Genomic DNA, 12,166 nt, shown 5'->3' on the forward strand with positions numbered 1-12,166 from the left:
TCTATGCTTCCACTCTTTGATAACTACCTGACGGCGGTGCTCTGGGGCGGTGCGCTCCTGGGCTTCGCTTACGGCGCAGCGGCTCAATGGAGCCGCTTTTGCTTCTATCGCGGGTTGGCTAATCTGTGGCAACAGGGCAACAGCCTGAAACTACGTGCTTTTTTGCTGGCCATGGCTGTCGCACTGCTCAGCAGTCAACTGCTGGCGTTGCAAACCGGTCTGAACCTTACACAAACACATTACCATCAACCTTCGCCCTCGTTACCGCTGTTACTCGTCGGAGGCGTGCTGTTCGGCTATGGTATGCATCTGGCTAATGCCTGTGGCGCACGCTCTCTGGTACTACTGGGTAGCGGCAACTTGCGCTCTTTGTTGGTATTACTGGTTCTGGGCGTGAGTGCCTATGCCACACTATCTGGCTTACTGGCACACCTGCGTCTGAATTTGGAGGCACTGACACAAACCCGCTTACCTAGCACGTCGATCGATGGCTTGATCAGTCTGATGGGTGTATCACCCGCATTTTCACACTGGATTACAGTGCTGTTGATATCAGGTCTGCTAGCTTACATTGCACTAAAAAGTGCCGAGTTGCGTAACTCTCCCAGAGACTGGGTAGGAGCTAGTTTGATCGGCTTATTGGCGGCGGCAGGCTGGTGGGTTACCGGTGTGGTAGGGTTTGACGACTTTGATCCGGTGCGACTGGCATCGCTGACCTTTGTAGCACCTATCGGTGAAACCCTGCAGTTTGCCATGCTGTCATCCGGCATGCCGCTGAGTTTTGCCATACTCGTGGTAACCGGTGTTATTGTCGGCAGTTTTTTACGTGCCCTGCTAGCAGGCGAATTCAGTTGGCAGGGCTATGAATCACCCACACAGATGCAACGCGGAATCCTTGGCGGAATGTTGATGGGCATTGGTGGCGTGTTGTCGCTAGGTTGTACTTTGGGCCAAGGCATTAGTGGCTTTTCCACGCTGGCACTTAGCAGCGTGCCAGCACTTGCTGGTATTATTGGCGGCACCCGTCTTGGCCTTTGGTTGGATACCCGTCAGCAAGAATAAGACCCAAACAAGACACAGACAAAAAGGAAACTGAATTATTATGCAATCCTGGCGTATTGTTGTATTGGTCCTGGTGTTAAGCAGTATTTCACTGCCAGTGCTAGCCGCTGACTGGCAGCGCATTGAAGCCATCAACAGCTATTTGACTAACCAGCAACCGCAACAAGGCGGCGTTAATATCGGCTTGCCACTGGTAGCCGAAGATGGCTCGGCCGTGCCGTTGAAAATTACCTTTAGTGGCGAACTGGCTGATGACGAATATATCGACACCATCCGTGTATTTGCCAGCAACAACCCCAATACCGAAGTGATTGATTTCGAATTATCAGCCGCCATTCCCAGAACAGAACTGTCCACACGCATTCGCTTGAGAGAATCACAAACCCTGTTTGTAGTTGCCAAAAGCAATCTGGATAACTACTGGATCGCCAGCCGCGATATACGTGTCACTGTCAGTGGCTGCTTGATGGCTGGTGATGTAGAAACGACAGCGACCGGCATGTCACAGCCACGGGTAGCCCTACCGCGCAGCGCAACCCCCGGTGAAGCGGCTGAAATCCGCACCATGATTAACCACCCAATGGAAACAGGCTTTCGCGATGATGGCCAGGGAGGCACTCTGGCAGAAAATCTGGTGGAGTCCTTGGAGGTTAGCCAAGCGGGCGAAGTTTTACTGACTGTTGGCTTTCATACTGGTACCTCAGCCAATCCGTTTGTAGGCTTTTATCTGGACCAGTTCAGCGACCTGAGTTTTACCTGGACCGATCAGCAGGCTGAACGTATCACTGAGACTCGGTGATACGTGCTTTACCTATTTCAACCGGCTTAACTTCCGATACAGGGTGCGTTCACTCACACCCAAACGCTCAGCTAATGAACGATTATCACCACTGAAGCGGGATGTGATGCGCTGTAGATAATAACGTTCCAGTTGATCCAGCGGAATCACTTCCTCATCCGGGAAGCCGGAATACGGCGCTGACTCACCCGCCTCTATCGCTTGAAGACACTCAGGTGGCAGATGCTGTACACCAATACGTCCATCATCTGTCAGCAACATGCCTCGCTCTAAAATATTGCGCAGCTCACGAATATTACCAGGGAAACTGTACTGACGTAACAGCTTGACGGCCTGCTCAGTTACGCTGACTTGCTCTGCGCCGGGTATACGCACCAACAGTGAATTGATCAGCAGTCCCAGGTCTTCAGGGCGTTCCGACAACGCCGGCAGGATGACAGGAAACGCCGAAATACGGTAATAAAGATCCTGTCGGAAAAGCCCCTGGGTAACCAGTTGTTTCAGATTACGGTGGGTAGCACAAACCAGACGAAAATCGGCATGCAAGGGTTCAATCCCCCCCACAGTACGATAGGTGCCCGTTTCGATCAGACGTAACAATTTAACCTGCTGAGGCAGAGGTATTTCCCCGATTTCATCCAGAAACAGCGTACCTCCGCGAGCCGCTTCGATAAGCCCCTTCTTACGCCCAACAGCTCCAGTAAAGGCGCCACGTTCATGACCAAACAATTCACTTTCAAACAAGGACTCAGTCAACCCGGAACATTCTACAGTGATAAACGGACCACGTGCACGACGACTGCCATCATGTACGGCCCTGGCTGCCAGCTCTTTACCCGTACCCGATTCTCCCAGAAGCAGCACGGCAATATCGGAAGGTGCCGCACGGCGCAGCAGTTCCAGCATCCGGTTAAACGCCGGTGAGCGCCCAACCATACCATCGCCTTCACCCGGTGTTGCCCTGGCTTCCTTGACCAGATGCATAATTTCCAGATAACAGACCAACTCTCCCGCGGCATTGCGCACCGGGTTCATCTCCACATCCACATGCTCTTCGCCATCCGGCGTATTATGTAGATGCAGTACCCGTTGCCGTTGTCCAGTCTCATGGCAGCGCTTTAGTGGACAGGATTCACCCGCCTGATCACAGGGCACTGCATACCCGTGAGAAACATTATAACAGGTACGTTCCAGTACCCGTCCGCCCTCACCATAGATCGCTTGATAAGCTTGATTACAGGCCAATATTCGATAATCCAGTGCAAGAATCGTTGCCGGCTCATCAATTACATCCAGTAATGAGCTCAATTCAGCAATCGAAAGCCCGGTATCTTTTGCAACCATCTCTGCCATATCACCCTGCCATCAATGTCATATTTGTCAGTTCATTATCGACCTTGTGTGACAATATGTCACGTATTAACCGCACAAATTTTGAGGTATTCTCGTCTACAAGTGCCTAAAATGGCATGTATTTCACAAAAGCATAAGCTCATAACCTTAACGCATCAAACTGGCACATTTCCTGCTGTGTCAATTTGAACTTATCAAATTCAGCAGTATCAGAGGACCTTCGTATGATTACTGAAGCGCTCGTAGATATTTCCCGTCTGCAATTCGCGCTCACCGCGATGTACCACTTCCTGTTTGTACCACTCACCATAGGCCTGGCTTTTATGCTGGCTATTATGGAATCAGTCTATGTAATGACGGGTAAACAGGTCTACAAAGACATGACCAAATTCTGGGGTAAGCTCTTTGGTATCAACTTCGCACTGGGCGTCACCACAGGCCTCACCATGGAATTCCAGTTTGGCACCAACTGGTCCTACTATTCCCATTATGTCGGGGATGTGTTCGGTGCACCACTGGCCATTGAAGGGCTGATGGCATTTTTCCTGGAATCCACTTTTGTCGGCTTGTTCTTTTTTGGTTGGGACAGACTCAGCAAGGTCAAGCATTTGATGGTGACCTGGCTGGTAGCCATAGGATCAAATTTCTCTGCACTGTGGATTTTGGTTGCCAACGGCTGGATGCAGCATCCGGTAGGTGCCGAGTTCAACTATGAAACCATGCGTATGGAAATGACCAGTTTTTACGACTTGGTAATGAGCCCAGTGGCGCAGGTCAAGTTTGTTCACACCGTTTCCGCAGGCTATGTAACCGCCGCGGTATTTGTACTGGCCATTAGTTCTTACTACCTATTAAGAGGACGCGATACGGCCTTCGCACGCCGTTCCTTTGCTGTTGCCAGCGCCTTTGGTCTGGCCGCCTCCTTGTCGGTGATTTTACTCGGAGACGAATCCGGCTATGAACTGGGGGATGTGCAAAAAACCAAACTGGCGGCGATAGAAGCCGAGTGGGAAACCCATCCAGCGCCAGCCGCATTTACACTCATTGGTATTCCAAACCATGAAGAGATGAACACAGAGTATGCGATAAAAATCCCCTATGCTCTGGGTCTGATTGCAACCCGTTCCACCACTGAAGAAGTGAAGGGTATCAGGGATCTGATTGAAGAGCATGAAGTCCGTATCCGTAACGGTATGGTGGCTTATGGTCTGCTGCAGCAATTGCGCAATGGCGAACCCACAGATGAAGTCCGTGCGGCCTTCGATGAAGCCAAGGTAGACCTGGGCTATGGTCTGCTGCTACAGCGCTACACAGCCAATATCGTGGATGCCACGGATGCACAAATCCGCATGGCCGCCGAAGATACTATTCCTGCGGTAGGTCCTATGTTCTGGGCATTCCGCATTATGGTAGGCGCTGGCTTCTGGATGCTGTTACTGTTTGCCTTGAGCTTTTATTACACTGCCCGGCGCACCGCCTGGAAAAAAACCTGGTTGCTTAAAGCGGCTTTATTCACCCTTCCTATCCCCTGGATTGCTTCTGAGTCCGGCTGGTTTGTTGCCGAGTTTGGTCGCCAACCCTGGGCCGTAGGTGAGATTTTACCCACCTTCACTGCGGTGTCCGTACTGACGGTGAATGAAATCATCTTGAGTCTGAGCCTGTTCATTCTGTTTTACACTCTCCTGGCAGCAATTGAGATTTTCCTGATGCAGCACTTTATCCGCAAAGGGCCCAGCAGCCTGAAAACCGGCAAATATCATTATGAACAGCCTGAGCAGATCAACACCACCACTCAGACGGTTAAAGCCTGAATCGGGTAAGGAGATATTCTGATGATCTTTGATTATGAAACCTTAAAGCTGGTCTGGTGGGTACTCATTGGAGTGTTACTGATCGGCTTCGCCGTCACTGATGGCTTTGATATGGGTGGCTGTGCCATCCTGCCACTGGTCGCTAAAACTGATGAAGAGCGCCGCGTGGTCATTAATACCATGGCGCCCCACTGGGATGGTAATCAGGTTTGGTTTATCACCGCTGGCGGTGCTCTATTTGCCGCCTGGCCACTGGTCTATGCGGCGGCTTTCTCAGGGCTTTACTGGGCGATGTTATTGGTGCTGTTTGCACTGTTTCTGCGCCCGGTCGGCTTTGATTACCGCTCCAAAATGGAAGAGCCGCGCTGGCGTAATGCCTGGGACTGGGCGCTGGTTGTAGGCGGAGCCGTACCGGCGCTGGTCTTTGGTGTAGCCTTTGGCAACCTGCTTCAAGGTGTACCTTTTCAGTACGACGAATTTATTCGTCCCTCTTACCATGGCAGTTTCTTTGCGCTGCTAAACCCTTATGCCCTGCTCTGTGGTGTCGTCAGCTTGTCGATGCTCAGTTTACACGGTGCTGTCTGGGTACAGATGCGCACCAAAGAACAGGTTGAACAGCGCGCCAGATTTTATGCTCGCATCTTCGCCCTTGTCTGTGCAGCCAGCTTTGCACTGGCAGGCCTGTGGTTAGCCATGGGGATTGAAGGCTATCAAATTCTGTCCATGCCAGCTAAAGATGCCGCATCTAATCCATTGCTTAAAGAGGTGATTAGAGTAGAAGGTGCCTGGTTGAGTAACTACGCTGACTACCCCATCACTTTGTTGGCACCCCTGCTGGGCTTTGCCGGTGTACTCGGTGCTTTCTTACTAGCCACTATACGTCTTCCCGCACTGGCTTTTGTCTGTAGCGCACTGGGCATTACCGGCATCATTCTGACAGCCGGGGTATCCATGTTCCCGTTTGTCATGCCATCCAGCCTGATGCCATCGGCTAGCTTAACCCTCTGGGATGCCGCCTCTAGCGCAGGCACCCTGATGGTCATGGCCTGGGCGGCGATTATTTTTGTACCGATCATTTTAGCCTACACCTTCTGGTGCTACCGGGCCATGTGGCAAAAAATCGGTGTCAGCTTTATTAAAGACAACAGCCATTCACTCTACTGAGGAGACAGAATTATGTGGTACTTCGCCTGGATACTGGGTGTATTACTGGCTTGCGCGTTCGGCATCATCAACGTGATGTGGCTGGAAGCTGAAGAAGAGTTTGATCAGGAGTAATGCTCACTCCCTCAAAGGCACCGCAAGGTGCCTTTTTTTATCCTCGAGTACAGGAATGTGCGGCAGCGCCACATCTACAGAAAGCGCAGTTCTGAAACAACCCCACCTCTCGCATGTCGACACATTGCCGACATGTTGACTTAATCACAATCGTGTATATATTATGTCGACATGATTGCTAATAAAAAACAGTCCTGCATGTGCACCACTCATCTTAAGCAATCTGAGTTAACGAGCACCATCAGCAATGCACAGACATTATAGTTTCTACACACTTGGAAACTAATTTCCTTAAAAACAAAATGTTAAATAAAAACATAATAGTTTGGGGTGAAATATGAGTAAGAAAATTATTGCATTTAGCCTGGCTTTATTAGCCGTTTTGGCCAACTCGGCAGTGGCAGAACAGATCAAGTGGCGTATGCCTGCAGCCGTCCCAGAGGGATCATTTTTCTATGAGAACTTCATGGTCAGATTCTCAAAGAATGTCGAGCTACTTACTGGAGGGCAGCTTGAGATCCAACCTTTTGGCGCTGGTGTCGTCGTTCCGGCCTTCGAGATTTATAGTGCTGTTGAAGATGGCATCGTTGAGGCAGGCCATAGCACGCCGACCTTCCTAATTAATAGAGATCCAGTCAATGCTATTTTTGCAGGCTTTCCTGGCGGCATGGCACCTGAAACAAAAGTACATTGGATCTACGAGGGTGGTGGCCTAGAAATGCTGCAAGACTATCGCCTAAAAAATATGGGGCTCAAAAGCCTTGTAGTTGGCATGGGCACTACTGAAGTATTTGCGCACAGTCATTCGGCAATACAAGAAGCCGAAAACCTGAAAGGCTTAAGATACAGAACAGCAGGCCCTTGGGCTGAAATTCTCGGCAGTTACTTCGATGGTGCTCCCACAGTAGTCCCACCAGGAGAGATATTTACCCTATTACAACGTCGTGGTGTTGATGCCGTAGAGTGGGCTACACCTGGCTCAAATCTCAGCGAAGGGTTTCATGAAATCGCCGAGTACTTAGCCGTTCCCGGTGTACATCAACCCACCTTCCTTTGGGAAGTCGTTGTTACTGAAGAGACTTGGAACAAACTCCCGAATGAGTTGAAACCACTGGTTGAAGCCGCGGCCAAACTCACCACGATGGAGAGCCTGGTTCACTTCGGTCATAGCGACATTGTCTCTATGGACCAGTACGCCAACACCAACAAAGTGGTTGAGTTATCTCCTGAGCTGATAGAGCAAGTAAGGGCTGCAGGCAGAGAATGGATTAATGCAAAAATAGGTGACAGCTCCACCGAAAGCGAGACGGCAGCTATTCTAGAAAGCTATTTGAGCTATCAGGATCGCTGGGCTAGAAACTCTTTCTACCTTCTTCACGACTGAATCCTATAGCGGCCGCTGACTGAAAAGTCAGCGGCCTTTTTGAGGGTAGTTCAATGCATAAATTCATAAGGTTTGCCAACGCACTATCTATTTTTCTTGGCTGGCTAGCTCGGCCAGTGCTTGTTGTCCTGGTTATCAGCATGCTTTATGAGGTTTTTGTTAGATTCTTTCTTAATGCACCTACCAAATGGGCATTTGATATATCCTATATGCTCAATGGATCTATTTTCATTTTAGGTGCTGGATATGCTCTGTATAATAATGATCATGTAAAGATTGATTTTTTATCTACAAAAATTCCTCAAAAAATAAAATGCTATATTGATATTTTTTTGTACGGATTTCTTTTTTCACCTGTCATCGCCGGTTTAGCCTGGGTCGCCATTCAAAGAGCCATCAGGGCCTTGGAGCGTGGTGAAGTTGAAGCGGTAAGTCCTTGGGCACCGCTAATGTGGCCTTTTTATACTGTGATAGCCGTTGGCTTAACTATTTTTTTCATACAGTGCCTGGCCGTTGTTGCCCAGTGTTATTTAGACATTAATAAAACCAAAGAAAGTCATCTGGAGTAAATGATGGAAATCCTACCCTTTTTGATGTTTGTATTTTTATTTGGATTTATTCTGCTAGGTTTACCCGTCGCATTTAGTCTTACACTCGTAGCTGCAGGGGCTGGATATATTTTATTTCAAGATATGTTCCTAATGCAGCTATACCGACAGGTAGTTAAGGTTTCATCAGATTTTATTCTAGCCTCAATACCACTTTTTATACTGATGGGCGCCATACTTGAAAGAGCGGGGATCGCCATGCGGTTGTTTCACGCATTTCAAACCTTAACAGCCAGATTACCCGGCGGTGTGGGGGTTGCATCGCTAGCCATGTGCGGGGTATTTGCTGCCGCCACAGGTGTGGTTGGAGCCGTTGAAATTGTTGTGGGTATTATGGCCATTCCTGCCATGCAACGCCTGAAGTATAAAAACTCGTTAATTGCTGGAACAGTCTGTGCAGGTGGATCTCTCGGCACGATCATTCCGCCATCCGTTATTGCCATTGTCTATGCTGCTCTCGCACAAATGTCTGTTGGCCAACTATTTGCTGCCGCGATGTTTCCTGGGCTGATTATGCTTGGACTTTTCATACTCTACATCATGATTTATTCATACCTCTACGAGCGATCAAATACGAATCTAGCGGTTAAAGAAACCCTGCAGGTCAGTGAAAAGAAAAGTCTATTTGAACTAATTCGAATTATTACTGTAGGTCTTGTTCCTGCCACCTTATTGATCATTGCAGTTCTAGGATCACTACTGGCCGGAATAGCCTCACCAACAGAGGCCGCCGCTGTTGGTGTTGGGGGCGCCTTTCTATTAATGCTTGCCTACAGGGAGTTCAGCGTTAAAAAAATGCTGGATGCGCTTGATACCACCATCCGCATAACCGCCATGATCATGCTTATCGTAGTGGCTGGTACCATGTTTACCGGTATTTTTATCGTAGCCGGTGGCTCATCCATGGTAAGAGAGTTGGTCAGCTTCATGGGAGATGAAACCTGGCAGGTTATCTTAGTGATGTTGGTCATCGTATTTATTATTGGCTTTGTGATGGACTGGATATCATGTCGCGCCGCACGATATTTGAAGGACCGCCGCACGATATTTGAATTTTGTTGAATATCATATAATAAAACCCGGATTTCACTCATTAAAAGAAAAACTAACGCTTACCAGCCTATTACTGCATTAAAAACCTTCGTAGTCATCTTTAATTATCATCTCGATATTCTCGCCAAATCGTGAAGATCTCTCATAAGTTTCTCGGCATCACTCTCACCAAATAGACCTGATGAAGTACCTCGACCAGGGATAATGAACTCCAATCTCACTACCTTTGTAGGCTGACCAACACTCGTGGAGGGCATTGATGCTTCTGGCTTGCGCCGAGTGTTTTGGTCAGCGGCCTCAACTTGAGGAGTTGCTTTAGCGAAATACTGTTCCATAGCTTTGCTGAGTTCGTCCAGCGAACTGATACCTGGCTTTTGTTCGGGAGTGGTTTCTGCCTGGCGCTGGCTTTCTTGCCGTCTTTCGGCGGCTTTTGCAGCTGACTCGATGTTGCGCATCGCCGTTTCATACCGCTCTTTACGATAGGCTGTGCTGCTGCCGTCGCTGGCCAGATTCATATTCAGCGCCGCCACTGCTTCAGCAGCTCGCTGGGCCAAATCTTTATCTAATGCTTCCAGGTCTGACATGGAGTACTTGCCAGCTCGGAATGTGCCACCGCTTTTGGTGACTCGTTCTTTTTTGTCACCTTCGTCATTTTCACTGCCACCATTGCTCTGATTTTTGGCATCGCCCGCTTTCTGTGCATCCGCTGCCATGCGGCGATATGCGCCTGACGCATCATCAGCGGCATTTTTGATATCACTGGTGGCTCGGGCCGCATCACGCATGGACTGGACTATCACGCGCCCGGTTTCATCGGCTGTCAGCTTTAGTCCGTTCTGTGCGGCTTCTGCTTTTAGTGCATGACTGGCTACACCGTTATTGGCTTCGATAGCTCGCTGGGCATAGGCCTGGAAAGCCTGTTTCAATTCGCGGGTTGTGGCTTGGCCACTGGATTTTATGGTTTCGAATGCCTGGCGGGATTTTTCAGCCGCATCATCCATGGCAGATTGAGAGGTTATGCCCAGCTCGTCATAGGCACTTGCGAGTTTTGCAGCTGCAACCTCTGCTTTTTCCAGCTCATCGTTTGCATTAGAGGCTGATTCGGTGACGGCATCGATACCAGTAGCTGCCTGCTGTGCCTCTCCACCTACGTAGTCGGCGGAGTCACCTAATGCGTCTAACTGATCGGCGGTGAGGCCTGATTTCTCAGCAAGTACTTCTTCTGATTCCACCAGCTTTTCTATCGATTCAGACGCAGACTTTTGAGTTTCAGAGAGCTGATCAAATGCTTCACGCAACTCACGACCAGAGTCGGTTGCTTTATCAATAGCCTCAGCAGCTTTCTGATAGTTCTCTTCTGCTGACTTCCTGAAGCTTCTAGCAAGGTTGTCTGCATCTTCAGATATCTCTCTGGCAGTACTGGAGAAACGACTGAACAAACCAAAGGCATCCCCAAAGCGTTCAATAACCCCAGCAATAACTTGAGCAACAGCACCGGCAAAACCATGAAACGCTCCTTGTAAGGTTTGAACTCCTGTAGCAAGAGACAGAAATGTGATTTTTCCGTATATCGAGGCGGTCTGCATCCGTTCAACCCAGACATCCACCGATTCTTTTGTCTGATCCAGCCAACCTTTTAGCTGTTGCACAACCTGATCAAGGTCAAAGTCATCCAGAAAGTTATTGAAGCTTGTCTGTGCTGATGTGAATACGGTTGCCAGTATCTCACCAGCACGCTGAACAACCCCTTCGCTCACAAAGCTGCGCAGCCGTGATGAAAGCCTGTTTACTTGCTCAGCTATAGGATCTAATAATGGTTTTACTAGCGTTAGTTTTACGGACTCCCAAGCACTGCTTAAGCCCCTTAACGCTCCGTTTAGATTGCTATCCATGATCGCAGCAGCCAATGCCGCCGACCCTTCAGCATCTTTTAGTGCTGCCCTCAATTCTTTTAATGAACCAATACCTTGTGACAAAATAGCCTGTAACGCTGGGCCAGCTTCTCGACCCACAGCACGAATAGCTTTTTGCCCATCATCACCTTTTACTGCTAACTGCTCTAAAGCATCGTTAAAATCATTAGTGTAGATACCAATACCAGCAAGCTCTTGGCGAAACTTACTTGCTGGGTCACTAAACTGCGCAAGGATTGAATTAAGCGCTGTACCCGCTCGACTGGCATCAATACCAGCGTCAGCCAGCTTACCTATGAGCGCAACAGTATCTTCAAGTTCAAGTCCAAGAGCGCTTGCCGTTGGAGCTGCATATGAAAGAGCATTGCCCAAGCCTTCAACGGTGGTGTTTGCGCTAGCGGCACCTTTTGCTAGAACATCGGCCACTCTTCCAGCTTGATCAAACTCAAGTCCCATACCCCTCACAGCCTGAGTAATAAATCCAGCTGCTTGACCTAACTCAAGTCCGTTACCCTGGGCTAAAGCCAAAACAGAGGGTAAAGTTTCAACTGATTGACGCGCATTCAAGCCTGCACGCGCAAGCTGCTCCAAGGCTTGGCCAGCTTGAGTGGCTGTATAACGAGTATTAGATCCAGCCTCATCAGCAGCTTTGCGCAATAGATCCATCTCTTCAGTAGTTGCACCTGTTACTGCACCTACAGTAGACATCTGTTCCTGAAATTCTGCGGCTGAACGAATCGCTCCAGAAAACATCTTGATGCCAAAATAACCCGCGATCGCAGCCGCTACTTTACCGGCATTACGACGCAGCCCCCCCAACACTCCGGAGGCTTCATCTTTGGCTGTTATTAAAAGTCTAACGGCTAAGTTACGCTGGCTCATACTGGTATCCGTTGTTGGCGCTG

10 protein-coding genes are annotated in these 12,166 nt (G+C 49.2%); 8 read left to right on the forward strand and 2 right to left on the reverse strand.

The features are described 5' to 3' along the window. Positions 1-3: 3 nt before the first annotated feature. The gene (locus tag ACN0R1_RS07575) at positions 4-1,062 is read left to right on the forward strand and encodes a YeeE/YedE family protein (protein ID WP_417581501.1); all 1,059 of its coding nucleotides are present in this window, start codon (positions 4-6) and stop codon (positions 1,060-1,062) included. 40 nt (positions 1,063-1,102) lie between these two features. Continuing rightward, the gene (locus ACN0R1_RS07580; RefSeq protein WP_417581503.1) at positions 1,103-1,861 is read left to right on the forward strand and encodes a thiosulfate oxidation carrier protein SoxY; all 759 of its coding nucleotides are present in this window, start codon (positions 1,103-1,105) and stop codon (positions 1,859-1,861) included. 12 nt (positions 1,862-1,873) lie between these two features. On the opposite strand, the gene ACN0R1_RS07585 is transcribed toward ACN0R1_RS07580, so the two are convergent. Further along, a complete protein-coding gene (locus tag ACN0R1_RS07585; protein ID WP_417581505.1) occupies positions 1,874-3,214 on the reverse strand; it encodes a sigma-54 interaction domain-containing protein in 1,341 nt (446 codons plus the stop codon). 224 nt (positions 3,215-3,438) lie between these two features. Between ACN0R1_RS07585 and ACN0R1_RS07590 the strand changes: the two genes are divergently transcribed. The 6 genes from ACN0R1_RS07590 to ACN0R1_RS07615 all read left to right on the forward strand — a co-directional run bounded on the left by ACN0R1_RS07590 (position 3,439) and on the right by ACN0R1_RS07615 (position 9,357). Further along, the gene (locus tag ACN0R1_RS07590; protein ID WP_417581507.1) at positions 3,439-5,025 is read left to right on the forward strand and encodes a cytochrome ubiquinol oxidase subunit I; all 1,587 of its coding nucleotides are present in this window, start codon (positions 3,439-3,441) and stop codon (positions 5,023-5,025) included. A 24-nt stretch (positions 5,026-5,049) separates the two neighbouring features. Beyond that, complete coding sequence (gene cydB / locus ACN0R1_RS07595; protein ID WP_417581596.1) at positions 5,050-6,189, forward strand: cytochrome d ubiquinol oxidase subunit II; 1,140 nt, start codon at positions 5,050-5,052, stop codon at positions 6,187-6,189. 12 nt (positions 6,190-6,201) lie between these two features. Next, positions 6,202-6,303, forward strand: a complete 102-nt coding sequence (gene cydX / locus ACN0R1_RS07600; RefSeq protein WP_036521337.1) for a cytochrome bd-I oxidase subunit CydX — start codon at positions 6,202-6,204, stop codon at positions 6,301-6,303. 337 nt (positions 6,304-6,640) lie between these two features. Then, positions 6,641-7,687: a C4-dicarboxylate ABC transporter substrate-binding protein gene (locus ACN0R1_RS07605; RefSeq protein WP_417581509.1), complete on the forward strand. Its 1,047-nt coding sequence runs from the start codon at positions 6,641-6,643 to the stop codon at positions 7,685-7,687. 53 nt (positions 7,688-7,740) lie between these two features. Beyond that, a complete protein-coding gene (locus ACN0R1_RS07610; protein ID WP_417581511.1) occupies positions 7,741-8,256 on the forward strand; it encodes a TRAP transporter small permease subunit in 516 nt (171 codons plus the stop codon). Between the two features lie 3 nt (positions 8,257-8,259). Continuing rightward, positions 8,260-9,357 (forward strand): TRAP transporter large permease, encoded by a 1,098-nt coding sequence (locus ACN0R1_RS07615; RefSeq protein ID WP_417581512.1) that lies wholly within the window; start codon positions 8,260-8,262, stop codon positions 9,355-9,357. Positions 9,358-9,455: 98 nt separating this feature from the next. Here the strand turns inward: ACN0R1_RS07615 and ACN0R1_RS07620 are convergent, their stop codons facing one another. Further along, positions 9,456-12,143: a phage tail tape measure protein gene (locus tag ACN0R1_RS07620; protein ID WP_417581514.1), complete on the reverse strand. Its 2,688-nt coding sequence runs from the start codon at positions 12,141-12,143 to the stop codon at positions 9,456-9,458. Between the last annotated feature and the right edge of the window lie 23 nt (positions 12,144-12,166).

It is taken from the genome of Nitrincola sp., assembly GCF_048264025.1.
Lineage (GTDB): Bacteria > Pseudomonadota > Gammaproteobacteria > Pseudomonadales > Balneatricaceae > Nitrincola.

Coding starts and splice junctions, on each gene's coding strand:
- ACN0R1_RS07575 (WP_417581501.1), top strand. CDS start 4: ATGCTTCCACTCTTTGATAACTACCTGACGGCGGTGCTCTGGGGCGGT.
- ACN0R1_RS07580 (WP_417581503.1), top strand. CDS start 1,103: ATGCAATCCTGGCGTATTGTTGTATTGGTCCTGGTGTTAAGCAGTATT.
- ACN0R1_RS07585 (WP_417581505.1), bottom strand. CDS start 3,214: ATGGCAGAGATGGTTGCAAAAGATACCGGGCTTTCGATTGCTGAATTG.
- ACN0R1_RS07590 (WP_417581507.1), top strand. CDS start 3,439: ATGATTACTGAAGCGCTCGTAGATATTTCCCGTCTGCAATTCGCGCTC.
- cydX (WP_036521337.1), top strand. CDS start 6,202: ATGTGGTACTTCGCCTGGATACTGGGTGTATTACTGGCTTGCGCGTTC.
- ACN0R1_RS07605 (WP_417581509.1), top strand. CDS start 6,641: ATGAGTAAGAAAATTATTGCATTTAGCCTGGCTTTATTAGCCGTTTTG.
- ACN0R1_RS07610 (WP_417581511.1), top strand. CDS start 7,741: ATGCATAAATTCATAAGGTTTGCCAACGCACTATCTATTTTTCTTGGC.
- ACN0R1_RS07615 (WP_417581512.1), top strand. CDS start 8,260: ATGGAAATCCTACCCTTTTTGATGTTTGTATTTTTATTTGGATTTATT.
- ACN0R1_RS07620 (WP_417581514.1), bottom strand. CDS start 12,143: ATGAGCCAGCGTAACTTAGCCGTTAGACTTTTAATAACAGCCAAAGAT.